23 protein-coding genes are annotated in these 25,497 nt (G+C 69.3%); 7 read left to right on the top strand and 16 right to left on the bottom strand.

What is annotated here, in order from left to right; all coding sequences use genetic code 11:
* Position 1 precedes the first annotated feature (1 nt).
* The 4 genes from purQ to TU34_RS05260 form a co-directional block, all read right to left on the bottom strand.
* Positions 2 to 682 carry a phosphoribosylformylglycinamidine synthase subunit PurQ gene (gene purQ, locus TU34_RS05275; RefSeq protein WP_045821774.1) on the bottom strand — a complete coding sequence of 227 codons (681 nt, stop codon included), beginning with the start codon at positions 680 to 682 and terminating at the stop codon, positions 2 to 4.
* Positions 679 to 918: a phosphoribosylformylglycinamidine synthase subunit PurS gene (purS, locus tag TU34_RS05270; RefSeq protein ID WP_045821773.1), complete on the bottom strand. Its 240-nt coding sequence runs from the start codon at positions 916 to 918 to the stop codon at positions 679 to 681. The genes purQ and purS overlap by 4 nt, the downstream gene beginning before the upstream one ends.
* A gap of 71 nt (positions 919 to 989) precedes the next feature.
* A complete protein-coding gene (locus TU34_RS05265) occupies positions 990 to 1,697 on the bottom strand; it encodes a DUF2334 domain-containing protein (protein ID WP_045821772.1) in 708 nt (235 codons plus the stop codon).
* 64 nt (positions 1,698 to 1,761) lie between these two features.
* Positions 1,762 to 2,247 carry a glutathione peroxidase gene (locus TU34_RS05260; RefSeq protein WP_045821771.1) on the bottom strand — a complete coding sequence of 162 codons (486 nt, stop codon included), beginning with the start codon at positions 2,245 to 2,247 and terminating at the stop codon, positions 1,762 to 1,764.
* Positions 2,248 to 2,375: 128 nt separating this feature from the next.
* On the opposite strand from TU34_RS05260, the gene TU34_RS05255 reads away from it, so the two are divergent.
* The 3 genes from TU34_RS05255 to TU34_RS05245 all read left to right on the top strand — a co-directional run bounded on the left by TU34_RS05255 (position 2,376) and on the right by TU34_RS05245 (position 5,614).
* Positions 2,376 to 2,897 carry a MarR family winged helix-turn-helix transcriptional regulator gene (locus TU34_RS05255; protein WP_238981170.1) on the top strand — a complete coding sequence of 174 codons (522 nt, stop codon included), beginning with the start codon at positions 2,376 to 2,378 and terminating at the stop codon, positions 2,895 to 2,897.
* The gene (locus tag TU34_RS05250) at positions 2,897 to 4,372 is read left to right on the top strand and encodes a DHA2 family efflux MFS transporter permease subunit (RefSeq protein ID WP_045821770.1); all 1,476 of its coding nucleotides are present in this window, start codon (positions 2,897 to 2,899) and stop codon (positions 4,370 to 4,372) included. The genes TU34_RS05255 and TU34_RS05250 overlap by 1 nt, the downstream gene beginning before the upstream one ends.
* A gap of 336 nt (positions 4,373 to 4,708) precedes the next feature.
* On the top strand, positions 4,709 to 5,614 hold the full coding sequence (locus tag TU34_RS05245; RefSeq protein ID WP_065973505.1) for a hypothetical protein: 906 nt from the start codon (positions 4,709 to 4,711) through the stop codon (positions 5,612 to 5,614).
* 61 nt (positions 5,615 to 5,675) lie between these two features.
* Here TU34_RS05245 and TU34_RS05240 read toward each other — a convergent pair whose 3' ends face one another.
* Both TU34_RS05240 and TU34_RS05235 read right to left on the bottom strand, forming a co-directional pair.
* The gene (locus TU34_RS05240) at positions 5,676 to 7,784 is read right to left on the bottom strand and encodes a S9 family peptidase (RefSeq protein ID WP_045821769.1); all 2,109 of its coding nucleotides are present in this window, start codon (positions 7,782 to 7,784) and stop codon (positions 5,676 to 5,678) included.
* The gene (locus TU34_RS05235) at positions 7,781 to 8,674 is read right to left on the bottom strand and encodes a phosphoribosylaminoimidazolesuccinocarboxamide synthase (RefSeq protein ID WP_045821768.1); all 894 of its coding nucleotides are present in this window, start codon (positions 8,672 to 8,674) and stop codon (positions 7,781 to 7,783) included. Before TU34_RS05235 ends, TU34_RS05240 begins: the two co-directional genes overlap by 4 nt.
* Before the next feature lie 113 nt (positions 8,675 to 8,787).
* Between TU34_RS05235 and TU34_RS05230 the strand changes: the two genes are divergently transcribed.
* Positions 8,788 to 9,315, top strand: coding sequence for a mycothiol transferase (locus TU34_RS05230; protein WP_045821767.1), 528 nt, complete (start codon positions 8,788 to 8,790; stop codon positions 9,313 to 9,315).
* A 289-nt stretch (positions 9,316 to 9,604) separates the two neighbouring features.
* Positions 9,605 to 11,161, top strand: coding sequence for a GMC oxidoreductase (locus TU34_RS05225; protein WP_238981169.1), 1,557 nt, complete (start codon positions 9,605 to 9,607; stop codon positions 11,159 to 11,161).
* Positions 11,162 to 11,179: 18 nt separating this feature from the next.
* On the opposite strand, the gene purB is transcribed toward TU34_RS05225, so the two are convergent.
* The 4 genes from purB to TU34_RS05205 all read right to left on the bottom strand — a co-directional run bounded on the left by purB (position 11,180) and on the right by TU34_RS05205 (position 15,790).
* Entirely contained in the window at positions 11,180 to 12,610 is a 1,431-nt protein-coding gene (gene purB / locus TU34_RS05220) for an adenylosuccinate lyase (protein WP_420835158.1), read from the bottom strand.
* Between the two features lie 142 nt (positions 12,611 to 12,752).
* Positions 12,753 to 13,805 (bottom strand): glycerophosphodiester phosphodiesterase family protein, encoded by a 1,053-nt coding sequence (locus TU34_RS05215; protein ID WP_420835160.1) that lies wholly within the window; start codon positions 13,803 to 13,805, stop codon positions 12,753 to 12,755.
* 78 nt (positions 13,806 to 13,883) lie between these two features.
* The gene (locus TU34_RS05210; RefSeq protein ID WP_045821765.1) at positions 13,884 to 14,504 is read right to left on the bottom strand and encodes a TetR/AcrR family transcriptional regulator; all 621 of its coding nucleotides are present in this window, start codon (positions 14,502 to 14,504) and stop codon (positions 13,884 to 13,886) included.
* A gap of 77 nt (positions 14,505 to 14,581) precedes the next feature.
* Entirely contained in the window at positions 14,582 to 15,790 is a 1,209-nt protein-coding gene (locus TU34_RS05205; protein ID WP_045821764.1) for an aminotransferase class I/II-fold pyridoxal phosphate-dependent enzyme, read from the bottom strand.
* A gap of 120 nt (positions 15,791 to 15,910) precedes the next feature.
* Between TU34_RS05205 and TU34_RS05200 the strand changes: the two genes are divergently transcribed.
* On the top strand, positions 15,911 to 16,834 hold the full coding sequence (locus TU34_RS05200; protein WP_045821763.1) for an alpha/beta hydrolase: 924 nt from the start codon (positions 15,911 to 15,913) through the stop codon (positions 16,832 to 16,834).
* A gap of 11 nt (positions 16,835 to 16,845) precedes the next feature.
* Here TU34_RS05200 and purD read toward each other — a convergent pair whose 3' ends face one another.
* Both purD and TU34_RS05190 read right to left on the bottom strand, forming a co-directional pair.
* Positions 16,846 to 18,105 carry a phosphoribosylamine--glycine ligase gene (gene purD, locus TU34_RS05195; RefSeq protein WP_045821840.1) on the bottom strand — a complete coding sequence of 420 codons (1,260 nt, stop codon included), beginning with the start codon at positions 18,103 to 18,105 and terminating at the stop codon, positions 16,846 to 16,848.
* A 61-nt stretch (positions 18,106 to 18,166) separates the two neighbouring features.
* Entirely contained in the window at positions 18,167 to 19,447 is a 1,281-nt protein-coding gene (locus tag TU34_RS05190) for a low temperature requirement protein A (RefSeq protein ID WP_045821762.1), read from the bottom strand.
* Between the two features lie 96 nt (positions 19,448 to 19,543).
* Here TU34_RS05190 and pip point away from each other — a divergent pair, with 96 nt between their 5' ends.
* Positions 19,544 to 20,515, top strand: a complete 972-nt coding sequence (pip, locus tag TU34_RS05185; protein ID WP_045821761.1) for a prolyl aminopeptidase — start codon at positions 19,544 to 19,546, stop codon at positions 20,513 to 20,515.
* Between the two features lie 13 nt (positions 20,516 to 20,528).
* On the opposite strand, the gene TU34_RS05180 is transcribed toward pip, so the two are convergent.
* From TU34_RS05180 to TU34_RS05165, 4 genes are all read right to left on the bottom strand, one after another.
* On the bottom strand, positions 20,529 to 21,017 hold the full coding sequence (locus TU34_RS05180; protein WP_045821760.1) for an FBP domain-containing protein: 489 nt from the start codon (positions 21,015 to 21,017) through the stop codon (positions 20,529 to 20,531).
* Between the two features lie 128 nt (positions 21,018 to 21,145).
* Positions 21,146 to 23,311, bottom strand: coding sequence for an ArnT family glycosyltransferase (locus tag TU34_RS05175; RefSeq protein WP_045821759.1), 2,166 nt, complete (start codon positions 23,309 to 23,311; stop codon positions 21,146 to 21,148).
* The gene (locus tag TU34_RS05170; RefSeq protein WP_082079872.1) at positions 23,308 to 24,612 is read right to left on the bottom strand and encodes a bifunctional glycosyltransferase family 2/GtrA family protein; all 1,305 of its coding nucleotides are present in this window, start codon (positions 24,610 to 24,612) and stop codon (positions 23,308 to 23,310) included. The genes TU34_RS05175 and TU34_RS05170 overlap by 4 nt, the downstream gene beginning before the upstream one ends.
* 78 nt (positions 24,613 to 24,690) lie before the next feature.
* Entirely contained in the window at positions 24,691 to 25,497 is an 807-nt protein-coding gene (locus TU34_RS05165; protein ID WP_045821758.1) for a hypothetical protein, read from the bottom strand.

Here is a 25,497-nt window from a genome sequence, read left to right as displayed (position 1 = left end):
ATCAGGCGGTGGCCAGCACGGCGTCGAGTGCCGAGTAGAACAACCCGAGCCCGTCGTCGCTGGGTCCGGTGAGCGGCTCGGTGGCGTGTTCGGGATGCGGCATGAGCCCGACGACGCGGCCGTCGGCGCTGGAGATGCCGGCGATCGAGCGCATAGAACCGTTCGGGTTGTCCCCGGCGTAGCGGAACACGACGCGGCCCTCGCCCTCGAGTTCGTCGAGGACCTCCTCGGACGCGACGTAGCGTCCCTCACCGGATTTGAGCGGCACCAGGATCTCGGCGCCGGGCTCGAAGCGGCTGCTCCACGCAGAGGTGGTGGAGGCGACCTCGAGCCACTGGTCACGGCACACGAAGTGCAGACCGATGTTGCGGGTGAGCGCGCCGGGCAGCAGACCGGCCTCGCACAGCACCTGGAAACCGTTGCAGATACCCAGGATCGGGACGCCACGGGTGGCGGCCTCCACGACCGAACCCATCATGGGCGCGAACCGCGCGATGGCGCCGGCACGCAGGTAGTCGCCGTAGGAGAACCCGCCGGGTACGACGACTGCGTCGACCCCCTGCAGGTCGGTGTCGGCGTGCCACAACTCGACCGGGGTGGCACCGGCGAGCCGGACCGCCCGCGAGGCGTCGACGTCGTCGAGGGTGCCCGGGAAGGTGATGACGCCGATGCGTGCGGTCACTGCTCGGCCCGGGAGACGGTGAAGTTCTCGATCACGGTATTGGCCAGCAACTCCGCCGCGATGCGGTCGAGTGCGACGTCGTCGACGGTGCCGTCGACCTCGAGTTCGAACCGCTTGCCCTGGCGGACATCGGAGATGCCGGAGAAGCCCAGCCGTCCCAGTGCCCCCACGATGGCCTGACCCTGCGGGTCGAGGATCTCCGTCTTGGGCATCACATCGACCACCACACGTGCCATGAGAGTGCGCTCCTGATTCCGATCGGCCGGTACTCGATCCTGAGGGTTCTCGGTCGAGACGACTTTACCGGTCAGGCGGCGCCGCGCCCGGCGGCGACCCCGGTGAGACGGCGGTAGGTGACCGGCGTCAACCCGTGGTGACGCGACAGGTCTACGCAGTCGAGGAGCGTCTGCCGCGCGATCGGGGTCTGCAGGTGCTTGGCGGCGATCGACAGCCGCACCACCCCGCCGCGTCGGGCCGTCCGGTTGGTCGAGACCACGACCATCCGCGCCCACCACGCGTCGGCGCGGAAGCCGTCGCCGAAGCCGAGGACGCGGGCGCGGGTGAACTGGCCGGTGACCAGGTCGTCCCACCCCGTGAAACCCAGGTTCACCCGGAACCCGGCGGCCGGAAGCGCGGCCGTCGCGCCCGCCGACGCCGTCCACCGGGGCGCGGCGAACAGGCGTGTCCGCAGACCGGCCGCCTCGAGCACCCGGTCGGCGGCGGCGAGGCGCAGCGCGGCCTCGTGGGTGTCGATCACCGCGAACTCGGCGCGACGTCGCTTCGTCGCCGCCTGGTCGTAGCCGTGCAGCACGATCGCGTCGTCACCCGATCGGCGCTCGCGCAGCCAGTCGACGGTCTCGGCGTCGTCGCCCAGGCGATAACCGTGCTTGAGCCGCGGTGACACCAGCAGCGAGGTGGGCACCTCGCGGCGGGCGAGGTCGTCGACGAAGGCCTGCGTGTCGGTGAGGGTGTCGGCACGGATCCCCGAGACCGACACATACAACTGTCCTGCCATGTCCCCGAGTGTCCGTTCGGCAGGTGAGCCGTCGGTTATGTCGCCGTGTACGGCGTGCCAACTCTCAGGAGAGAACGGATTCGATGGCCTCGATGACCTCGGGGGCGTCGGGCTCGGTGCGCGGGCGGAAACGCTTCACCACGGTGCCGTCGGCGTCGAGGAGGAACTTCTCGAAATTCCATTGCACGTCGCCGGCCTCGCCGGAATCATCGGACGCCTGGGTGAGCTCGGCGTAGAGCGGATGGCGGTTGTCGCCGTTGACGTCGACCTTCTCCAGCAGCGGGAAGGTCACGCCGTAGGTGGTCGAGCAGAACGTCTCGATCTCCTCCGCGGTTCCGGGTTCCTGACCCATGAACTGGTTGCAGGGCACGCCGACGACGGTGAGCCCGCGATCGCGGTAGTCCTCGGCGATCTTCTCCAGCCCGGTGTACTGCGGCGTGAGGCCGCATTTGCTGGCCACGTTGACGACGAGGACGGGACCGTCGAACTCCGCGAGGCTGGTGTCGGAACCCTGGAGGGTGGTGAGCGGGATGGACTTGATGGAGGTCATGGGACGAGCGTAGTCACGGGGCTCTCCCGACGTCCGTGACGCGTCTCACATGCGATTTCCGGCCGACGTGCGCCATGTCACAACAATTGCGGTGGCGGCAATAGTTGCGCGGGCATTACCTTTTTCCGGTGACCATCACCGACCCCGACGCCTCCGTGGACACCGCGGCGTCCACGGAACAGACGTTCGACGTCCTCGTCGAGTTCCTCGGGCGCCTCATGACCACGGCCGAGGTCGATGCGCTCGACAGCCTGTTCAACACCGAGATCTCGTTCTCGCACTTCCGCACCCTCATGGTCCTCGCGGGCCGCGGGCGGGCGTTGTCGGTGAACGAACTCGGTGAGGCGTTGCACCTGTCCGTCGCGGCCACCGGTCGCAACGTGGACAAGCTCGTGGGCCTGGGACTCGTCGATCGACGCGAGGACAGCCACGACCGCCGCATCAAGCGGGTGTCCCTCACCGACGAGGGCCACACCGTCGTCAACGCCCATCTCGACAGCAAGGAGGAGCAGTTCCGGCACTTCGTCGGCCGGCTGCCCGCCGAACTGCGCACCAACCTGTACGACGCTCTGCACTCGATAGTCAGCGGCGACTACCTGTCCGAATCCGATCCGGTGTTCGTTCACCGGCACCATCAGAAAGTGGACTGATGACCTCCTCGACACCATCGACCGATCAGGGATCGGGGCTCGACGCCCGGACCCTGAAGGTCGCCGCCGTGGTCGTGCTCGGCGCGATCATGTCGATCCTCGACACCACGGTCGTGGCCGTGGCGCAGAACACCTTCCAGGACGTGTTCAACACCTCCGCCGCCAACGCCGCCTGGACGGCCACCGGCTACACCCTCGCGCTCGCCGCGGTGATCCCGCTCTCGAGCTGGGCCACAGCACGTTTCGGCACCAAGAACGTCTACCTCACCTCGCTGGTGCTGTTCGTGCTCGGTTCCATCCTCTGTGCCTTCGCATGGAACATCGGATCGCTCGTCGCGTTCCGCATGCTGCAGGGCGCCGGCGGCGGCATGCTGATGCCCGTCGGCATGATGATCCTCACGCGCGCAGCGGGTCCCGAGCGCGTCGGCTCGATCATGGCCGTTCTCGGTATCCCCATGCTGCTCGGACCCATCGCCGGCCCGATCCTCGGCGGCGTGCTCATCGAGTTCGTGTCGTGGCACTGGATCTTCCTCATCAACGTCCCGATCGGCATCCTCGCCATCGCGTACTCGGCGTGGATCCTCGACGGCGAGGAGGAGAAGTCCAAGCCCCCGTTCGACTTCGTCGGACTGCTGCTGCTGTCCCCCGGCCTCGCGGTGTTCCTCTACGGCGTCTCGTCGTCGAACTCCGAGGGCACGTTCATGTCGGCGAAGGTGTTGATCCCGATGGTGATCGGTGCGGTGCTGATCGTCTCGTTCGTGGTCCACGCCCTGCGCGGCAAGACCCCGCTGCTCGATCTCAGGTTGTTCCGCAACCGCACGCTGAGCATCACCGTCGTCACGTTCACGTTCTTCCTGATCGCGTTCTTCGGTGCGTCGCTGCTGTTCCCGCAGTACTTCATCGGCGTGCGGGGCGAGTCGACGCTGATGGCCGGCCTGCTGGTCGCGCCGCAGGGTCTCGGCGCGATGCTGACGATGCCGATCGCCGGTCGCATGACCGACAAGATCGGCCCCGGCAAGTTCGTGCTCACCGGCATCGTGCTCATCGCGATCGGTCTCGGCGTGTTCATGTTCCTCGGAGCGGGCACCTCGTACTGGCTGCTCGGCGGAGCGCTGTTCGTGCAGGGTCTCGGCATGGGCATGTCGATGATGCCGATGATGTCGGCCGCACTGGCCACGCTGAAGGCCGAGAGCGTCGCCGACGGCTCGACCCTGGTCAACGTCGTCCAGCAGACCGCCGCCTCCATCGGCACCGCGGTCATCTCGGTGATCCTCGCGACCAACCTCAAGGGCCTGGCCGCACCGACACCGAGCGCCTCGGCCGGCGCGTTCGGCGACACCTTCGTCGTCGCCGTGGTGCTCATCGTGATCTGTCTGGTCCCGGCGTTCTTCCTGCCCCGCAAGAAGATCGCCGTCGCCACCCCGGTCGACGAGAACGGCGAGCCCGTCAAGGCCGCCCCGGTGATGATGCACTGATCGCCCGACCCGTTCGACCCACGAGCCCCGCCGCACACCGGCGGGGCTCGTGTCATCTCTGCCCCCGGTACCCGACCGCCCCAACCGCCCCGCTCCACCGACCGCCCACCCCGCCAGTTGGGCACGTAACGACCGCAGTTGGGCACTAACGACCGCGATTGGGCACGTAACGACCGCAGTTGGGCACGTAACGACCGCGATTGGGCACGTAACGACCGCAGTTGGGCACGTAACGACCGCGGTTGGGCACTTGGCGACCCAGTTGGGGACTCGACGCGTCGGACTCGTCGTCGAGATCGGTGAAACCACCTCGCGCCCGCCGACGTCCAACAACCCATGGAACGCACGCAGCACCCTTTCTGGGGAACAGAATCCGCATTGATCCGCACCGACTCCGCCGCAAAGGCGGTCCGACGTGAATTCCGCAGGCTCCAACGCGGCGTCTACGTTGACCCGACCGTGGCGGTCGGCGCGAAGGACCTGATCAGGGCCGCAGCATTACGAGCCGGACCGGGAGCCGTGGTCGCCGGGATCAGTGCGGCCATTCTCCACGGGGTGACCTACGTGGATCATGATCCCGACATCGAGTTGATCCGCGATCTGAACGGACAGGGCCGAAGGTTCGACTCCGTCCGCGTCACCCGTACCGACCAGCTCGATTCGGCCGACGTCATGATGATCGACGGTCTGGCGGTCACCAATCCCGTCCGAACCGCGTACGACCTGGGGCGTCGCACCCCGGATTGGCGTGCCCTCGGCCGCCTCGACGACCTCGCCAGGCAGACCGATCTCGACCTCCGACAGCTGTGGACATACGCGCGAGATCATCCACGAACCAAAGGAATACGTCAGCTGCGAGAGCTGTCCGCCCTGATCGACCCGAAGGCGGAGTCACCCGGGGAGAGTTGGCTTCGCCTCTTGATGATCCGCCACGGCCTCCCCCGCCCGGAGTCGCAGATCGTGATCACTGATCACCGCGGCCACGAGATCGCACGATTCGACCTGGGCTACCGTCGCTACAAGATCGGCATCGACTACGACGGCGTCGATTTCCACACGTCCCCGGCAGACCGCGCACGCGACTCGCGGCGCGACATGAAAACGCGCGATCTGGGCTGGGAACCCTTGCGAGTGACCGGCGAGCGCATGTCTGCCGACCCCCACGGGGTCACCGATCGGATCGCCGAAGAGCTCGCGATCCGGGGATACGAATCATCGACCCGTGCGGCGCGACCCGCGTGACCGTCGTCACGTGCCCAACTGCGGTCGTTACATGCCCAACTGGCGGGGTGGGGGTGGGGGGTCAGATGGCTCGGGTCTGGCGGAGGACCCAGGCGTGTTCGAAGGCGACTTCTTCCCATTGCTTGTAGCGACCGCTGACGCCCCCGTGTCCGGCGCTCATCTCCGTCTTCAACAGGATCGGGTTGTCGGACGTGGTGGTGTCCTGCAGACGCGCAACCCATTTCGCGGCCTCGGTGTACATCACGCGGGTATCGTTGAGCGAGGTGATCGCCAGGATCGAGGGGTACGCCACGGCCGCGACGTTCTCGTACGGCGAGTACGACTTCATGTACTCGTAGACCTCGGCGTTCTCGAGCGGGTTGCCCCACTCGTCCCACTCGATGACGGTCAGCGGCAACGACGGATCGAGGATCGACGTCAACGGGTCCACGAACGGGACGACGGCAAGGATGCCGCTGAACAGCTCGGGAGCGAGGTTGGCGACGGCGCCGATGAGCAGGCCACCGGCCGAGCCGCCCTCCCCCACCAGCTGCGACGGCGTCGTGGCGCCGGTGTCGACGAGATGCCGCGCGGCGTCGACGAAGTCGGTGAAGGTGTTCTTCTTGGTGAGCGTCTTGCCGTTCTCATACCAGTGCCGCCCCATCTCGCCGCCGCCGCGGACGTGGGCGATGACGAACACGACACCGCGGTCGAGCAGCGACAGCCGGGCGATCGAGAAGCCGGGATCCATGCTCGCCTCGTAGGAGCCGTACCCGTAGAGCAGGGTGGGCGCCGGCCGCGACACATCCTTGCGGCTCACGATCGACAACGGGATCTGCGTGCCGTCGGCGGCGGTGACCCATTCGCGTCGCTGCTCGTAATCACCGGCGTCGTACTCCCCCAGCACCACTTGCCGTTTGAGCAGGATCCGCTCGCCGGTGCGCACGTCGAGGTCGATGACCTCGCTGGGCTCGATGAAGCTGGAGTACCCGATGCGCAGGCGCGGCGCCGCCCACTCGGGGTTGCCGGCGAGGCCCGCCGTCGACAGCGGCTCGTCGAAGGTGAGCTCCTCGAACGACACCTCGGTCGCGCTCGAGACGTCGCGGATGTCGGCGATGGAGATCCGCGGGGTCGCGCCGCGTCGGTAGCTGAGCACCAGCTGGTCGGCGAATACGTCGACACCCTCGATGCGCATCTCGTCGGCGTGCGGGACGAGGACGCGGGTGTCGGTGGGGTCGTCGGCCGGGGCGTCGAGCAGCTCGAAGTTCTCGGCGTTCTCGTTGTGGGTGATGAGGAACCGGTCCTCGCCTCCGATGACGGCGTGCTCGACGTCGTATTCGACGCCGTCGCGACGCGGCCACACCACCCGGAACTCGCCGGTCGGGTCGTCGGCCGAGAGGACGTGCACCTCGGAGGTGATCTTCGAGCCCAGCCCGATCATCAGGTACTTGTCGCTCCGGGTGCCGCCGATGCCGACCCAGAACCGTTCGTCGGGCTCGTGGAAGACCTTCACATCGTCGGTACCGGCGCCGAGATCGTGGCGCCACACGGTGTCGGGACGCCAGGCGTCGTCGACGGTGAGGTAGAAGATGTGCCTGCCGTCGTGCGACCACGTCGCCCCGGGCGCGGTGTTCTCGACCGTCTCGGCCAGCATCTCACCGGTGCGAAGATCTTTGAACCGCAACGTGTACCGCTCGTCGCCCTTGACGTCGACGCTGTAGGCCAGCAGATCGCCGTCGTCGGTCACCGAGAACGCGCCGAGACTGTAGAAATCGGTTCCCTCGGCGTCGAGGTTGGAGTCGAGCAGAACCTGTTCACCGGGGAGCGGGTCATCGCCCGACACCGTCGGCGGGTCCCAGTCGTCGTCGCCGGCGATCGGCGCACGACACCGCAGTGGGTACTGCTTGCCCTCGACCGTCCGCGCGTAGTACCAGTATTTCCCCCGGCGCGACGGCACCGACATGTCGGTTTCCTGTGTGCGCGCCTTGATCTCGCCGTAGATCGCCGTGCGCAGATCGGCCAGCTCGGCGGTGTCGGCCTCGGTGAGCGCGTTCTGCGCCTCGAGGAAGGCGATGACCTCGGGATCGTCCTTCTCGCGCAGCCACTCGTAGGCGTCGACCACCTCGTCGCCGTGGTGGACGCGGGTGACCGGGACCTTCTTTGCGGCGGGAACCTGTGGTGCGGTGGTCATTGCTCCTCCTTCGGCCAGTCGTCGAACGACAGACCCGAGATACGTTCGTAGGCATCGATGTACCGGCGACGGGTGCGCTCGGCGACATCGTCGGGCAGGGGCGGTGGCGGACCGTCGGCGGCCTTGTCCCACCCGGAATCGGGGCCGGTGAGCCAATTGCGCACGATCTGCTTGTCGAAACTCGGCTGCACCTGTCCCGGGGTGTAGGTCTGTGCGTCCCAGTAGCGGGAACTGTCCGGGGTCATCACCTCGTCGGCGAGCACGAGACCGCCGTCGGTGTCGGTGCCGAACTCGAATTTGGTGTCGGCCAGGATGATCCCGCGCTCGCGTGCCAGTTCGACGCCGCGCGTGTAGATGTCGAGGGTCAGCGCCCGGGCCGCCCGGGCCACGTCGGGCCCGACCTTGCCGACGACGGCGTCGAAGTCGATGTTCTCGTCGTGGTCGCCGAGGTCGGCCTTGCTCGCGGGCGTGAAGATCGGTTCGGGCAGTTGCGACGCCTCGTCGAGGCCGGTGGGCAGTGCGATGCCGCAGACCGCGCCGGTCGCCCGGTAGTCGAGGAGTCCCGATCCGGTGAGGTACCCGCGGGCAACGCATTCGACGGGCAGCATCGGCAGCCTGCGCACCACCATCGAGCGCCCGAGGACCGATCGCGGGATGCGTTCGTCGGTGGCGTTGCCGGCCAGGTGGTTGGGCACGCCGAGGGTGTCGAACCAGAAGAACGACATCGCGGTCAGCACCCGCCCCTTGTCGGGGATGGGCGTGGTGAGGATGTGGTCAAAGGCGGAGATCCGGTCCGACGACACCATCAGCAGCGTGTCGTCGTCGATCTCGTAGAGCTCGCGGACCTTGCCCGACGCCACGTGGCGGTACGACTCGAGGGTGGGACGCATGCCCTCAGGCTAGTGGCCGCGCCGTGGTCGGTCGCTCGCGCCGGGGATGGCGGGGCGCCGGCAGCGCGTTGCACTGATCGCCCGACCATGACACCGACCCCTGAGGAGCCACCATGGCCGACGACGCCACCGCCCTGCACGACATCCTCGTCGACGCGTTCACCCGTGTCGACGACGCCGTCTCCTCCCTGACCGACGACGCCGATCCCGCGGTGCTCACACACCGGATCGACGCCGACGCGAACACCATCGCCTGGCTCATCTGGCACTCGGCGCGGGTCGTCGACGACCACATCACCGGGCTGTCGGGCCGCGATCAGGTATGGCCGCAGTGGCGCGACCGGTTCGACCTCCCCTTCGACGACTGGGCCACCGGCTACGGACAGTCCAGCGACGAGGTCGCCGCGGTGCCCGGCGACGGCGCCACGTTGGCCGGGTACTTCCATGCCGTGCACTCCGCCACGCTGGACTACGTCCGCGGGGTCGATGCCGACGAGATCGAGCGGGTCGTCGACGAGAACTGGGACCCGCCGGTCACCGCCGGGGTCCGACTGGTGAGCGTCGTCAACGACATCACGCTGCACATCGGACAGGCCCAGTTCATCGCCGGCGTCGCCGATCGCGCTGGGGTCGCGGGGTAGACGCCGACCACACTCACCGATGCCGACCGACCGGCGTCACATCCGCGCCCCGACCACCGACTCGTCACTTCGACCCATCTGAATTGGCGGCATGTCAGATTCATGGTGAGGATGTGTCCACGCGGTCACACCGGAGGTGACGAGCCCCGCCGTGGCGGCCGCGGACACGAGTGCGGAACCGCCGCACCCATCAGCGGCCGGGGGGTCCATCAGTGCTCGACAGACGTGCGTTCATCACGGGGCGACGCGGGCCGCCGCCGGTGTCGCTGCCACCGCAGCCGTGGGTTCGGTGGCTGCCCGAGCCGTCGCCTCGCCCATCGGCGAGCCCGCCTACCGTGCGCTGGTCCCCGAGATCTACCGCCGGGTGCCGCCGGCGCCCGCGTTCAGCGACACCATCGTGGTGGGCACCGGGTTCGGGGCCGCCGTCACCGCATCACGTCTGGGACAGGCCGGACTCGACGTCACCGTGCTGGAACGCGGCTCCCGCTGGCCGATCGACCCGCACCGCGCGATCTTCGCCAACGACGTGCTGCCCGACGGGCGCGGCTACTGGCGCCGCACCGTCAACCCCGTCCCGCTCACCGGACTGCCCCAGGTCCCCGTCGACTCCTTCGGCGGAGTGCTCGAGGCCACCGAGCACGGCGACCTCGAGGTGTGGCGGGGTGCGGGCGTCGGCGGCGGATCACTCGTGTTCACCGGCGCCCTCGTACGCCCGGAACGTCGCTTCTTCGAGGCGGTGTTCGGCTCCACCCTGGATCACGACGCGATGACCCCGTACTACGCCCGGGCGCTTCGAGGTCTGGGCGGATCGCCGATGCCCGGCGACGTGCTGGCATCGGGACCCTTCACACACGCGCGGGTGTGGGACGCCGAGGCCCGTCGCGCCGGACACGCTCTGCAGCGCATCGACGGCATCTGGAACTGGGACATCGTGCGCGCCGAACTCCGCGGCGCCGTGCGGCCTTCGGCGATCATCGGTGAATCGAACCTCGGCAACGCCGACGGCAGCAAGAACGACCTCCGATCGACCTACCTCCGACAGGCCGAGGCCACCGGACGGGTACGCATCCACCCCCGCCACGAGGCCATCGACATCGGTCGCGACGCAACCGGATTCGTCATCACCGTCGCCGAACTCGCACCCGACGGCACCGTGATCCGTCACCGCACCATCGGCTGTCGGCGCCAGTTCCTCGGCGCCGGATCGATGGGGACCTCGGCCCTTCTGGTCCGCGCCCGCGACACCGGCACCCTGCCGGACCTGAGCGGCGCGGTCGGCGAGGGCTGGGGCACCAACGGCGACGCCGCCCTGGTGCGCGGGCCCGATCTCCGCGCGAACGGTCTCGTCCAGGCGTCACCGTCGGCCACGCGGATCGTCGACGAATCCACCGGAACCGCTGTGTCGCTGGAGAACTGGTACGTACCCGGGAACCCGGTCGACCTGTCGCTGATCGGCTCACTCGGCATGGTGCTCGACGGCACCCGTGGGCGATTCGTGCTCGACCGCTCCACGGGACAGGTCGACCTGCGGTGGCCGCGGGGTGGCAACCGCGACGTCGAGAACGCGTTGCGTGCGGTGCACTCCCGCATCGCCGAACGCAGCGGGATCGGTGTCGGCGCAGGGCCGTTGGCGAAGGACGTGAACACCCGCTTCACCGCCCACCCGCTCGGCGGTGTCGTGCTCGGCCGCGCCACCGACACCCATGGTCGTGTCGACGGCTATCGCGACCTGTACGTCGTCGACGGCGCGCTCATCCCGGGTTCCACCGGGACGGCGAACCCGTCGTTGACGATCACCGCCCTCGCCGAGCGCAACATCGAGGCCGTCATCGCCTCCGGCGGCTGAGCGGCGGTCGGCAGTCGGTCAGAGGATCGGCGCCGGCGCGTACGCGGCGGCGTCGGGGTACTGCTCGACGAGACGGCCGACCGCGGCGACGACGACGGCGACCTGTGCCTCGGCGGCGCCGATGAACGCGTGCTTGTCGGCGAGGGCGGCGTCGAGCGCCGCACGGTCGAGCGGAAGACGGTCGTCGGCGGCGAGGCGGTCGAGCAGGTCGGGTTCGCGGCCCTCCTCGCGCATGGCCAGTGCGACGGCGACCGCGTTCTCCTTGATCGCCGCGTGAGCGGTCTCGCGTCCGACGCCCGCACGCACGGCGGCGATAAGGACCTTCGTCGTCGCGAGGAACGGCAGATAGCGAGCGAGTTCCTTCTCGATCACCGCCGGGTACGCGCCGAACTCGGCGAGCACGGTCAGGAAGGTCTCCATCAGACCGTCGATGGCGAAAAACGCGTCCGGCAGCGCGACGCGGCGCACCACCGAACAGAACACGTCGCCCTCGTTCCATTGCGCGCCTGCGAGCTCGGCGGCCATCGATCCGTATCCCCGCAGGATCACGGTGAGCCCGTTGACCCGTTCGCAGCTGCGGGTGTTCATCTTGTGCGGCATCGCCGAACTACCGACCTGGCCAGGTTGGAAGCCCTCGGTCACCAGTTCGTGGCCCGCCATCAGTCGGATGGTGTGCGCCAGCGACGACGGGCCGGCCGCCACCTGCACCAGCGCGGAGACGACGTCGTGGTCGAGTGACCGCGGGTACACCTGGCCGACCGAAGTGAGTGAGTGCGAGAAACCCAGGTGTGCAGCGATCTTCGACTCCAGCTCGGAGAGCTTGGCGGCGTCGCCGCCGAGGAGGTCGAGCATGTCCTGCGAGGTGCCCATCGGGCCTTTGATGCCGCGCAACGGGTATCGGTCGATCAGCTCCCGCAGTCGGGTCAACGCCACGAGGAGTTCGTCTGCGGCCGAGGCGAATCGCTTGCCCAGCGTGGTGGCCTGCGCGGCGACGTTGTGGCTGCGCCCGGCCATCACGATCGACGAGTACTCCGCGGCGCGATCGGCCAGCCGTGCCGCGACCGCGACCCCGTGGGCGTGCACGTGCTGGAGCGAACGCAGGATCTGCAGCTGCTCGACGTTCTCGGTGAGATCGCGGCTCGTCATCCCCTTGTGGATGTGCTCGTGGCCGGCGAGGGCGTTGAACTCCTCGATGCGGGCCTTCACGTCGTGACGGGTGACGCGCTCGCGATCGGCTATGGACGACAGGTCGATCCGGTCGATCACGCGGGTGTAGTCGTCGATGACGCCGTCGGGGACGTCGACACCCAGATCACGCTGCGACGAGAGGACCGCGATCCACAGTTGCCGCTCGAGGGCGATCTTGTGTTCCGGCGACCACAGCGCCACCAGATCGGCCGATGCGTACCGACCGGCGAGGACATTGGAGATCCGAGGCTTTTCCGACACGGCGCTCATTGTGCCCTGACCGGCGTGGCCGCCCAACCGCGGTCGTCACCTGCCCAACTGCGGTCGTCACCTGCCCAACTGCGGGCGTTACCTGCCCAACTGCGGGCGTTACGTGCCCAACTGCGGGCGTCAGCGGGTGGGGTCAGGAGTAGGCCTTCGGCAGCGGCAGGCCGCGGTCGGCGAGGACCTGGCGCAACCGCGTCGGGTAGTCGGTGATGATGCCGTCGGCGCCGGCGTCGATCTGGGCGTTCATCACGTCGACGTCGTCGATAGTCCACGGCACCACCGTGAAGCCCATCGCGTGCGCGCGCTCCACGAATGCCTTGTCGGCGACCAACGCGAAGTCCTTGTCCTTCGTGGTCTGGCCGTAGGGCACCGAGTAGCCCGGCGAGAGCACCTGCACACCCAGCTTCTGCGCGCCGGCGATCACGTCACCGCCCACCGAGGCGTAGTCGACCGATCCGGTCCACATCGAGTTCGGCTTCCAGGTCGTCTCGTCCCACAACGCGACCAGCGGGATCGACGGTGCGGCCTGCTTCACCAGCGGCAGGGTGCGCCAGTCGAAGCTCTGGATCTCGACCTTGTCGGTCTTGTTCGCCGCCTTCACCGCGCCGAGGATCACGTCCACGTACTGCTGCGGGGTGGCCGACTCGGTGCGCTTCTCGCCCTCGATCTTGGTCTCCACGTTGTAGCGGACACCGGCGCCGTACTTGTCGGCGAGTGCGAACAGCTGTGGCAGCGTGGCGATCTTATTGCCCTCGACCACCTTCGCGTCGGGGTAGGCAGCCAGCTTCTTGCCGCAGTCGAGCGTCTCGATCTGGGCGTAGGTGAGATCGTGGACGACCTTCCCGACATAGGGGAACTGCGCGTCGCCCGCGGTCACCGGCGCCGTGTCCGAACACTTGGTGGCGTCGATGGTGGGGTCGTGCCAGATGATCGGCGCGAGGTCCTTGGTGAGGACGATGTCGAGCTCGAGGGTGGTCACACCGAGCTTGATCGACTGCTCGAAGCCGTACAGCGACTCCTCGGTGTGCTCGCCGCGACCACCCCGATGTGCCTGCAGGTCGACCGTCCGCGCGGCACTCGAGGCCGATGACGACGACGCCGACGAGGCGTCGGGGGAATCCGACCCGCACCCGGCCAGACCGACCGCGGCGACGGCAGCGAGGGCGAGGGCGGCGGCGAGGGGGCGCAGTCTGCGGCGTCGAGAGGTCATCACGGGACCTCACGGTAGGGCCGGCCGGCGGCGTTCACCGAACGGCGGGGGTCGTGTTCACCGACTGTTCAGTCGACGGTCGTCGGCGTGGACCGGCGCCAACACGTCGACGACGTCGCACAGCGCGATGCGCGTGACCTCCATGACGTCGTCGACCGAATCGGCGAGCGCCCCCACGACGGCGCCGTCGACCACGGCCATCAGCTGGTGGACCCGCTCGGGACTGCCCACCCGGCCGGACTTCTCGAGCACCTCGCAGTGCAGGCCGGCGAGGAGTTTGCGGCGGTTGGCGAGCACCGGCCGCAGCCGCGGGAACCGCGCGCAGAGCACGATCATCTCGTATCGCGTCGTCAGCTCGTCGCGGGTGGTGCCGTCGCCGACGAACACGTCGGCCAGCGCCTCGGCGGTCGCCTCGTGTCCGCGCCGGCGGCGGGTCAGCATCTCCGACCGCAGCCGGATCGCCTCCTCGTCGTGGTGACAGGCGAACGTGACGGCCTCCACGATGAGGTCTTCGAGGGACTCGAAGTAGTACGTCGTCGACGCCAGCGGCAGCCCCGCACGGTCGGCGACGGCGCGATGGCGCACCGCGTCGAAGCCGCCCTCGAGCAGGAGTTCTGCTGCGGCGGAGATCAATCGGGCACGCCGTCGCATTCCCTTGGGCGTGGCTGCCGACGTCATCCGATCATGCTGCCAAATGTGTGGTGCACGTCACCGTGTTTTGGCCGAAACGGCCCTACCCCCGGGCGGTGCTGCGATCAGCCCGCGTGCAGGCGCGAGGTCTCGAACACCGGGGTGAGCAACTCCAGGCCACGTTCGATCTCGGCGGTGGTGCCGGCGAAGCTCAGCCGCACCGTCCGGTTGCCCGAGCGGGTGTCGAAGTCGGCGCCGGGCGCCATCGCGACGCCGGTGTCGGCGAGCACCCGCGCGCACCACGACAGGGAGTCGTCGGTGACGTCGCCGATGTCGGCGTAGACGTAGAACGCGCCGTCGGGTGGGGCGATGTCGGTGACGCCGAGGGTGGCGAGACCGTCGAGCAGGACCGCACGGTTGGCGGCGTATCTCTCGACGTGCGAGTCGCATTCGGCGATCGACTCCGGGTCGAAGGCGGCGACGGCCGCCGCCTGCGACACCGCCGGCGGGCAGATGGTGAGGTTCGCGGTGAGGCGTTCGACCCCGCGTCGATAGCGCTGCGGCACCAGCATCCACCCCAGGCGCCATCCGGTCATCGAGAAGTACTTCGACACCGACCCCATCACCACCGACTCCCGCGACGTGGTCCAGGCGCAGGACGTGGGGCCGGCGTACTCGATGCCGTGATAGATCTCGTCGGAGATCAGCAGGGTGCCGTGGTCGGCGCACCAGGTGGCCAGCGCGGCCAGATCGTGCGGGGTGATGACGGTGCCGGTCGGGTTGGCGGGGCTGGCCACGATGAGTCCCGCAGGTGGGGAGTCGAGGGCGTCGAGCATCTCGACGGTGGGCACGAATCCGGTCGCGGCACCGCAGTCGAGTTCGACGACCTCGCACCCGAGCGCCCGCAGGGTGTTGCGGTAGGCCGGGTATCCCGGGCGGGCCATCGCGACGCGGTCCCCGACATCGAACGCGGCCAGGAAGATCAGCGTGAAGGCACCCGACGAGCCGGTGGTGACGACGACGTCGGCCGGGTCGACCTCGAGGCCGTACCTCGTCCGGTAGTGCCCGGCGATGGCGGTGCGCAGCGGCGCGATGCCGGCCGACTCGGTGTAGCCGAGCACGTCGGTGGCCAGCGCCGAGCGCACCGCCCGCAGCACCGGCGCGGGGGCGGGTGTGGACGGCTGTCCTGCCGCCAGCGACACCACCTCGAGTCCTGCCGCGCGACGGGCGGCGCTGGCGGCGAGGACGTCCATCACGTGGAACATGGCGATGTCGGAGCGCTGCGAACCCCCGGCTCGCGCACTCCCCGCTCGAGAACTGCCTGGTGCGGACATGGCTCGACACTAACGTCGCGCGGGTTCACCGGTAGCCTGTGGAGTCGTTCGCCGACACCACGATGTCGGCGCGGGGGCCGAGACAGACCAGAGGTAGAGCAGAAGGGGACGACCGGGTTCATGACCGCACTCGATCGTCGTACGGTGCTGCGTGCCGCGCTGGGGATGTCGGCGTTGGCCGTCGGTGGTGCTCCGGTGCTCGCGGCCTGCGCCGACGACGACCGTGGCCGGATGGACCCGCGTCGCGCGGCCCAACCGCAACGGGAGGACGAGGTCTCACCGGAGTCGACGGTGCCGACATCGGTCGCCCCGAACGATCCGACGCTGATCACCGGCAGTTTCCGGTCGGTGAAGATGGCCGGCCGCGACACGCGCTGGGTGGTGGCGCGGCCGCCCGGCGTCACCGGTCTGTTGCCGGTGGTGCTGGTGCTGCACGCGCTCAACACCGACGAGCGCACCGCGTTCGACTCGAGTCTGCAGATGCACCGCTATCTCGCGCAGTCGGTGGCGGCGGGGACGGCGCCGTTCGCGCTGGCCGCTCCCGACACCGGGCGCAACTACTACCACCCTCGCCTCGACGGGGCCGATTCCGCGGCGATGATCATCGACGAGTTCCTCCCGATGCTCACCTCCGACACCTCGCTGGGCCTGCGCACCGACCGGATCGGCCTCTACGGATGGTCGATGGGTGGCTACGGCGCACTGCGGATCGGCGCCATCCTCGGCCCGCAGCGGGTGGCCGCGATCGCCGCGAGTTCGCCTGCGCTGTGGGGTGATCCGCGCACGTTCCCGCCACGTGCGTTCGACAGCCCGCAGGACTACCAGGCGAACTCGATGTTCGGTGCGCAGAACGCGTTCGCGAAGATCCCGTTGCTCATCGACATCGGCGCGAGCGACCAGTTCTACCTCTACACACGCCAGTGGATGGCCGGCCTCCACCCGCCTGCGGCGTTCACCACCGCGCCCGGCGGGCACAACAATCGCTTCTGGCGCAGTGTCCTCCCCGACCAGTTGGCGTTCCTCGGCCGCAACCTCGCGGCCTGATCCCCGGAGGTTCAGGTGGGGATGGTGATGCGACCCTCGAGCGCCGCCAGCCCGATGTCGGAACGGTGATGTGCCCCGGCCAGTTTCACACCCGCGAGTCGTTCATAGGCCTGCTTGCGCGCCTCACCGAGGTCGGCGCCGGTGCCCACCACGCTCAGCACACGTCCGCCGCTGGAGATCACCGCACCGTCGGCGCCGAACGCGGTGCCCGCGTGGAGGACTCCTTCGGCGTCGCTGCCGGTGATCGGGTCGCCGGTGCGCGGCGACGCAGGGTAGTGCTCGGCGGCGACGACCACGGTCACCGCCGCACCGTCGCGCCACCCCAGGGGCGCGAGTGAGGCCAGCGCACCCGTCGCGGTCGCGTGCAGGGCCTCACCCAGCGGCGAATCGAGCAGCGCGAGGACGGCCTGGGTCTCGGGATCGCCGAAGCGACAGTTGAACTCGACGACGGCGGGACCGTCGGGCCCGATCGCGAGGCCCGCGTAGAGCAGCCCGCTGAACGGCGTTCCCCGCGTGGCCATCTCGGCCGCCACAGGCCGGACCACCTCGTCGACGATCTGCTCCACCACGCCGTCGGGCAACCACGGCAGCGGGGTGTAGGCACCCATCCCCCCGGTGTTGGGGCCGCGGTCGCCGTCGCCGACGCGCTTGTGGTCCTGCGCGGGCAGCAGCGGCACCACGTCGGTGCCGTCGACGAGACAGAACAGCGACACCTCGGGGCCGTCGAGGAACGATTCGAGCAGCACCGGGTGGCCGAGTTCGAGGAGATCGGCGGCGTGGGCGCGGGCGGCATCGCGGTCGGGCGAGACGACGACGCCCTTGCCGGCGGCGAGACCGTCGTCCTTGACCACCCAGGTGGGACCGAAGCGGTCGAGCGCGGCATCGAGGTGGGCGGGGGTGTCGACGATCTCGCTGTAGGCGGTGCGTACCCCGGCCGCCGCCATGACGTCCTTCGCGAACGCCTTCGAGCCCTCGATCTGCGCGGCGGCAGCCGAGGGACCGAACGTCGCGAAGCCGGCGGTACGCAGCGCATCGGCGACCCCCATGACCAGCGGCACCTCGGGTCCGATGACCACCAGTTCGGCGTCGACCTCCGCGGCGAGGGAGACCACGGCCTCGCTCGAGGCGACATCGACCGCGTGGTTGGTGGCGAGTGCCGCGGTCCCGGCGTTACCGGGTGCCACGTGCAACGACGTCACCGACGGGTCGGCCGAGAGTCCCACCAGAAGCGCGTGTTCGCGGCCGCCGGATCCGATCACCAGTACTCGCACGAGCGGTGACTCTACCGGCCGCACCGCGGCAGGGCCCCGGGCCGACGCGTCCGGTACGCGCTCACCCGGCCAGGCGGGCACGCAGCCGGTCGAGGGCCTCCGCACGATGGCGGGTGCCGATCAGCTCGTCGAGCACGACCACGCCCACCGGGGCGATCGCGGTGACGATCAGTGCGTAGACCACCTCGACACCGGCCGCGGCCAGCGCGACCGAGCCTCCGAGGACCGCGACCGCCCCGATCGCGAGCAGCACGTTGAGGACGTCGAACTCGACGAGATAGGAGTACGTGGCGGCGATGCCCGCGAGGTAGACACCCAGCGGGACCGCCACGCACGCGACCACGACGGCGGCCGACACGGTGGCCTCGTGTTCGAGATAGAGCGCCGCCACGTGCAGACCGGCGCCGACGGCCGCGATGGCCATGAAGACGACGATGTGCGAGTAGCCCCAGCCGAAACACTTGCTGCGCCGCAGTTCCAGCGCGTCCCCGGTCGGCACCACGAAGTAGATCCACCACATGGCGAAGGTGGTGGCGACACCGGCCAGACCGAGCACCGCGGTCTCGACATCCCAGCCGTGCGCGTGGACCACCGCCTGCAGCGCGACGACCGTGCCGACGATGCCCTCGCCGAGGGTGATGATCGCCAGCAGGCCGTAACGCTCGGCGATGTGGTGGGGGTGCCACGGGGTGGCCGGCTCGGAGTTGCGGGTCTCGGCGACGAACGGCCCCGCGAGTTCCAGGGCGACGAGGCCCACGGTGGCGATCAGCGTCGGGACCAGGGTCATCTCGAGCACGATCACCAGCACCCAACCGATCTGCGCGATGAGGATCGCCGCGGCGTAGGTGAGGCATGTCCGCCGGTACTGCGGGCTCTGCAGCGCCGCCCGGACCCACTGGAACATCATGGCGACGCGCATCACGACATAGCCGAGGACGGCCACCCGGTTGTCGATGGTCCGCCCCTCGGCGACCGAGGTGAACACCGGCTCGATGCCGAGGGCGAGGATGAGGACGCCACCCATCTGCAGCATCGTGACCACGCGGAACACCCAGTCGTCGGTGTCGAAGGCCGAGGCGAACCAGGTGAAGTTGATCCACGCCCAGATGCTGGCGAAGGTCGCGAACAGGAATCCGATGAGGGCGGTCGTGTAGTCGCCCTCGGCGAGATAGTGGGCAAGTTCGGTGCCGGCCAGCGAGAACGCGACGACGAACGTGAGGTCGAAGAACAGCTCGAGGTTGGTGGCGGTGCGGCCTTCCTCGTCGTGGGAGCGGCCGGTCATGCGCGTGACCCGATGGGCCAGCGGGTTGCGCGCGGACGAGCCCGCGTCGGTGGCAGTCATGGCGACCTCTTCGCGCGATCGGGGACGAGACGGGTGGAATGGTACGTACCGGCCATTCGCCGTGCGCGACGTCGAGGGACCGTTAGGTTGGCTTTCATGCCTGCGTACCCGCCGACCGTTCCCCACGACCACGGCATGCTCGACGTCGGCGACGGCCAGCTCGTCTACTGGGAGAGCTGCGGCAACCCCGACGGCAAGCCGGCGCTGACGGTCCACGGTGGGCCGGGGTCGGGCTCCGCACCGGGGGCCGGGCGCAGTCTCGACCCGTCGAGGTACCGGATCATCAACGTCGATCAGCGCGGCTGCGGCCGGAGTCGGCCGCACGCGAGCGACCCGTCGACGTCGTTGGAGACCAACACCACCTGGCATCTGGTCGCCGACATGGAGCGCGTGCGTGTGCATCTCGGTATCGAACGGTGGCTGCTGCACGGCGGATCGTGGGGGTCGACGCTGATCCTCGCGTACGCGCAGACCCATCCCGATCGCGTCACGCAGATCGTGATCCCGGCGGTCACGACCACCCGCAAGCGCGAGATCGACTGGCTCTACGGCGGTGTCGCGCGCTATTTCCCCGAGGAATGGGATCGCTTCCGCGCGTCGGCGGGGGGGCCGGCACGCGAACCCGGCACCGCGCGAGCCGATCTCGTCCCGATCTACGCCCGCCTCGTCAACGACCCCGACGAGAGCGTGCGCCTCGCGGCCGTCGACGCATGGTGTCGCTGGGAGGACACCGTCCTCTCACTCGAACCGAACAGCTCCGGCAATCGGTTCCGCGGCAGGCCGTCGGATGCCCGGATCGCTCTGGTGCGGATCTGCGCGCATTTCTTCTCCCACTACGGCTGGCTGGCCGAGGGTGCCCTGATCCGTGACGCCGGGAAGCTCGCCGGGATCCCCGGCGTGCTGGTGCACGGCCGTCACGATCTGGGGAGCCCCGTCGACACCGCCTACGACCTCGCCGCGGCGTGGCCGGGATGCGTGCTGCACGTCGTCGACGACGGCGGCCACACCGGCTCGGAGCAGTTGGGCCGACACCTCGTGGAGGCGCTCGACCGGTTCGCCTCGATGTGAGGTCGGGCGCGGCTCAGTCGGAGACGCGCGCCACGAACGCCGCCAGGTTCTGACGGACGCGGTCGATCTTCGACTCGACGTCGAGATCCTCGCGGTACTGCTTACCCAGTGCCGGCGTCTTCTTGCCGCGCGCGTAGAGCGAGCAGTCGAGGTCGCTGCAGATGTAGGTGCCCACGGTGTTGCCCTTGCGTCCGGCCTCGCCGGCCTTGCGCGCGGTCATCAGCGACACCCCACCCGAGGGATGGGTGGTCAGGCATATCTTGCACATCTGCGCCTTGCGCGAGCCCCCGGTCTCGTACCGCAGCGCCACCCCGACCAGGCCGTCGTCGCCGGGGGTCACCACATACGAGCGTCCGACGTACGTCGGATCGACCCAGCCGAGGAAATCGATGTCATCCCAGCGGGTCTCGGACAGATCGCGGGGCAGCACGATCCGCTTCATCTCGCCCTTCGTCGCGTTGACGAACGAGGCACGGATGTCGGAGTCGGTCACGGGTTCCACGGAGAGGCACCGTATGCGAGGCCCGACGACCGGGCAACGGGATTTCGGTACCGCCGACGCGGGCCGAGTGGGCGGACGCAGGTGCCGGGGCACCCGCGTCGGCCTGCTCGACCCGCGTTCGACACTGGTCAGCCCTTCGGTGCGGTGAGGTCGTAGAGCGTCACCGAGCCGACCGTCTTCGCGGTGTAGTGCGCGGTGACCCACTCGCTGATGGCCGTGGCCGTCCCCTCGGCGTTCATGCCGCCACCCATCCGGCCACCACCGATGAAGTAGTGGATCTTCCCGTCGCGCACGTACTGCTGGAACTGCGCGAGCGTGGGCGACGGATCGCTGCCGTTGAACCCGCCGATCGGCATGACAGGCTTCTGCGTGGCGAGCTGATACCCCGACGCGGAGTTGGACCCGATGGCCGCCGCGACCCAGGTGTAGTCCGAGGCGTGGTTCTCGAGCAGGTCGACCATCTCGGCCGTCGGCTTCGAGCCCTCGAGCAGACCGCCACCGGGACCGCCCATGCCCATGCCGCCGAAGGCCTCGGCGCGCGCGGCCGTGCCGCCGCCCTGGTTCGCCCCGCCGGGGGTCATGCCGGGCGGCGTCTGACCACCCCGCACCTGACCTCCCGGAGTCTGACCGCCGGGGCCCTGGCCCTGACCACCGAAGCCACCGAAGGCGCCGGGGCCGAATGCGCCGCGTTGGCCGCCGCGACGTCCGCCCATGCCGCCCGGCCCGAACCCGCCCTTGACCTGCGGGCCGGCACTGATGATGGAGCCGCTCTTCGCGGTCGCGACGGTGTCGATCGCGTACGCCGTCGGTCCCGCGAGACCCATGACGATCGCCACCGCGGCGACCACCGCCGCGATCCGCGGGATGCGCGTGACGAGCACCCCGAGCGCGGCGAGCACCGCGAGAACCACCACGACGACCTTGAGCCACGGCACGAAGTCCGACGAGCGGTTGAGCAGGACGAAGGACATGACGCCGGTGACGACGAGTGCGGCCGCGAGCACCAGTCGCACCCAGAGTCGGTCGCGTTCACGCCAGCAGAGCACTCCCCCGGCGCCGATGAGTCCGGCGATCGCCGGGGCCAGAGCGACCGTGTAGTACGCGTGGAAGATGCCCGACATGTAGCTGAACGTGACCGCCGTCGTGAGCAGCCAGAGCAGCATGACCGCCACCAGGGCCCGCGTGGTGTTCGTGCGCGCCGCGCGTCCCGCCAGCACGAGGGCGGCGACACCGAGGATCAGCGCGGTGGGGATCAGCCACCCGATCTGTCCACCCTGTTCGGGCTGGAACATGCGGAAGAACCCGGTCTCGCCCCAGATGCCGCCGCGGCCACCCGGGCCGCCCGCGCCGCCGGGGAACCCGGCACCGAACGCACCCTGGGCGGCCTCCGACGTCGCGCGCCGTGCGCCGCCGCCGCCGGTGGAGCCGGTCTCGTTGCCGGTGAGTCGGCCGAAGCCGTTGTACCCGAACGTCAGCTCGAGGATCGAATTGTGTTGCGAGCCACCGATGTAGGGCCGCGAGTCCTTCGGCCACAGGGTGACCGCGAGAACCCACCAGCCGGCACTGACAGCCATTGCGGCCAGTGCGGCGACCAGGTGGCCGAGTCGCTTGATCCACGTGTGCTGTCCGAACGCGAGGTAGGTCAGGGCCAGCGGCGGGATCACCAGGAACACCTGCAGCTGCTTGGTGAGGAACCCGAATCCGACGAACACACCGGTGAGGATCATCCAGCGGATGCGGCCGTCCTCGATGGCCTTGAGCGTCGCCCACACCGCGGCGATCATCAGCAGCACCAGAAGTGCGTCGGGGTTGTTGAAGCGGAACATCAGGGCTGCAACGGGTGTCAGCGCCAGGGTGGCACCGGCGAGGAGGCCGGCCGTGGCGCCCACGTATTTCTTCACGATCAGGTACAGCAGGGCCACCGAGGCCACCCCCATGAGGACCTCGGGCACCAGGATGGACCACGAGTTCAGGCCGAAGATCCGGACCGCGATACCCGGGATCCACAGCGACATGGGCGGTTTGTCGACGGTGATGGAGTTCGCGGCGTCGGACGACCCGAAGAACCACGCCTTCCACGACACCGACCCGGCCTGGATGGCGGCGGAGTAGAAGGAGTTGGCGTAGCCGTTGGCGGCCAGGTTCGACAGGTACAGCACGGCCGTGCCGACGAGCAGTACGGCGAGACCGATACGGTCGCGCACCACCGACGTGGGCCGACGCCCCCCGTCGGTGCGGGGGGCGTCGGTGACGTCGTCGGCGTGGGCCGAGGGGATGTCGGACAGTGTGCTCATGCGGTGGCTGCACTCTCGAGTTCGGTGGTCGGGTGCGCGGAGCGGAACACCCAGCGCAACGCGACGAAACGGGTCAGGGTGGCAACGAGATTGGCGACGATGAGGACGAGCAACTCGATGTGCTTGCCGGCGTCGGGGGCGAACGCGTGCAGCGCCCACAGCGATCCGGCGGTGAGTGCCCACCCGAACACGAACACCGCGATGCCCTGCATGTGGTGTCGTGCGGCGCCGTCGCGTCCCTTGATGCCGAAGGTGAACGCGCGATTGGCGGCGGTGTTGAACACCGCGGTGATCAGCAGGGCGGTGAAGTTGGCCGCCTGTGCGCCGATCAGCGAGTGCAGCATGAGATACAGAACGGCGTAGGCGACGGTCGAGATCACGCCGATCACCGCGAAGCGGACCAACTGACCGACCATGCCTCGCGGCACACCGGTCACCTGCGGGTCGTCGAAACGGTTGCGCCCCAGACTGCGTCGGAGCTCGACCACCGGCAGATCACCGTTCGCCAGCGCGCGACCGACCCGCCAGCAACCCTTGAGGTCCTCGGTCGCGGTCTTGACGATGTCGACCTTCGAGTTGGGGTCGTCGATCCAGTCGACGGGCACCTCGGCGATGCGGAGCCCGATGCGCTCGGCCAGCACCAGCAGCTCGGTGTCGAAGAACCAGCCGGTGTCGGCGACGTAGGGCAGGACCGCCCGCGCGACGTCGGCCCGCATGGCCTTGAACCCGCACTGGGCGTCGGAGAACTTCGCGCCCATGGTGGTCCGCAGGATGAGGTTGTAACTGCGCGAGATGAACTCGCGCTTCGCGCCGCGGACCACCCGCGACGACCGCGACAGCCGTGACCCGATGGCGACGTCGGAATGACCCGACAGCAGTGGCGCCACCAACGGCATCAGCGCGTTGAGGTCGGTCGACAGGTCGACGTCGCAGTAGGCGACGACGGCCGCGTCGCTCTCGCTCCACACCGCGTTCAGTGCCCGGCCGCGCCCCTTCGCGTCGAGGTGGACGATCCGGACGTTCTCCATCGTCTGCGCGAGCTCCACACCGACGGCCAGGGTCGAGTCGGTGCTGGCGTTGTCGGCGATCGTGATCCGCGCGGAGTACGGCACCCGGGTCCGCAGGTGCTCGGCGAGCCGCACGATGCAGGTCTCGAGGTCGGCTTCCTCGTTGTAGACCGGCACCACCACGTCGAGCTCGGGGGTCGGGTGGGTCCGGTCGACCACGACGGTCATCTCGGGAGCGCGAGTCGGCTCGGGAGACGTCGCGTCGCCCGACCGATCGATGGTGTCTGCTGTCATACAGGAGACTCTGATCGAGTCGGCTGGCTCGATTCTGCGGCCGACCTGTCAGCTTCCTGTGAGCGAGGGGTTTCCCGATCAGCCGGTGAAGAACAGGCGCAACGCCGGTTCGGGGTCCACCGCGGTTCCGATGTTGGCCGCGACCACCACACCGAGTGCGAGTGTGGCCACCGCGAACACCACGGCCGACGCGCCCACCATCGGACGCCGCCGTCCGCCGCGGTCGGCCCTCCGGGCGCGTCGGGTGGCCACGACGGCGACCGCCGCGAACGCGGCGACCACCACACCGAGGCTCACCGCGAGAACCGCGTGGTACCGACCGAAGTCGCTGATGAGGGTCGCCACCGCGGGATCGGTGGCCCCGCGCGACATCACACCGCCGGCAGCGGCTCGGGTCGACTCGTCGGGCAGCAGGCTCAGTGCCGAGGACAGCGGTGCGAGAGCGCCCTGCACGTTGGCGACGGCGAGCAACGAGGCGGCGACCACGGCGAGGCTGAGCGCCCCGCCGACCACCGCCCACCACACTCGTGCGGCACGGGTCGAGGTGGGTGCGGCCGTGGCGACGAGTCGGCGGCCCAGCGCCACCAGAGCCACAACCGCGGCGATCGCGAAGACGACCTTCACCCAGTGGTACTGCGACCAGTAGTCGGTGAGGTCCGCGAGCGGGCCGGACACGGTCGCCGCGTGGCGCCCGAGGAACCCGTCGACAGCACCGGTCGCCGCGACCGCGAGCCGGCGCCCACCGGTGATCCCGGCGCCATACGGGTCGCCCACCACGATGCTCGGGGCGACGACGAAACCCACACCCGCCGCTGCCGCGACGGCCGCCCACATCGGGGCCGAGCCGCCGGCTCCGCGACGCCTGGCGTCGACCGCGTGCGCCAC

Origin of the sequence: Williamsia herbipolensis, from assembly GCF_000964005.1 — a bacterium.
Lineage (GTDB): Bacteria > Actinomycetota > Actinomycetes > Mycobacteriales > Mycobacteriaceae > Williamsia_A > Williamsia_A herbipolensis.
Note: the sequence above shows the minus strand (reverse complement) of the source record. Positions and strands in the feature narration are given on the sequence as shown.

What these genes read in the sequence shown, in the direction of transcription:
- purS (WP_045821773.1), bottom strand. Translation starts at nt 918, where the DNA reads ATGGCACGTGTGGTGGTCGATGTGATGCCCAAGACGGAGATCCTCGAC.
- TU34_RS05265 (WP_045821772.1), bottom strand. Translation starts at nt 1,697, where the DNA reads ATGGCAGGACAGTTGTATGTGTCGGTCTCGGGGATCCGTGCCGACACC.
- TU34_RS05260 (WP_045821771.1), bottom strand. Translation starts at nt 2,247, where the DNA reads ATGACCTCCATCAAGTCCATCCCGCTCACCACCCTCCAGGGTTCCGAC.
- TU34_RS05250 (WP_045821770.1), top strand. Translation starts at nt 2,897, where the DNA reads ATGACCTCCTCGACACCATCGACCGATCAGGGATCGGGGCTCGACGCC.
- TU34_RS05245 (WP_065973505.1), top strand. Translation starts at nt 4,709, where the DNA reads ATGGAACGCACGCAGCACCCTTTCTGGGGAACAGAATCCGCATTGATC.
- TU34_RS05240 (WP_045821769.1), bottom strand. Translation starts at nt 7,784, where the DNA reads ATGACCACCGCACCACAGGTTCCCGCCGCAAAGAAGGTCCCGGTCACC.
- TU34_RS05235 (WP_045821768.1), bottom strand. Translation starts at nt 8,674, where the DNA reads ATGCGTCCCACCCTCGAGTCGTACCGCCACGTGGCGTCGGGCAAGGTC.
- TU34_RS05230 (WP_045821767.1), top strand. Translation starts at nt 8,788, where the DNA reads ATGGCCGACGACGCCACCGCCCTGCACGACATCCTCGTCGACGCGTTC.
- TU34_RS05210 (WP_045821765.1), bottom strand. Translation starts at nt 14,504, where the DNA reads ATGACGTCGGCAGCCACGCCCAAGGGAATGCGACGGCGTGCCCGATTG.
- TU34_RS05205 (WP_045821764.1), bottom strand. Translation starts at nt 15,790, where the DNA reads ATGTCCGCACCAGGCAGTTCTCGAGCGGGGAGTGCGCGAGCCGGGGGT.
- TU34_RS05200 (WP_045821763.1), top strand. Translation starts at nt 15,911, where the DNA reads ATGACCGCACTCGATCGTCGTACGGTGCTGCGTGCCGCGCTGGGGATG.
- TU34_RS05190 (WP_045821762.1), bottom strand. Translation starts at nt 19,447, where the DNA reads ATGACTGCCACCGACGCGGGCTCGTCCGCGCGCAACCCGCTGGCCCAT.
- pip (WP_045821761.1), top strand. Translation starts at nt 19,544, where the DNA reads ATGCCTGCGTACCCGCCGACCGTTCCCCACGACCACGGCATGCTCGAC.
- TU34_RS05175 (WP_045821759.1), bottom strand. Translation starts at nt 23,311, where the DNA reads ATGAGCACACTGTCCGACATCCCCTCGGCCCACGCCGACGACGTCACC.
- TU34_RS05170 (WP_082079872.1), bottom strand. Translation starts at nt 24,612, where the DNA reads ATGACAGCAGACACCATCGATCGGTCGGGCGACGCGACGTCTCCCGAG.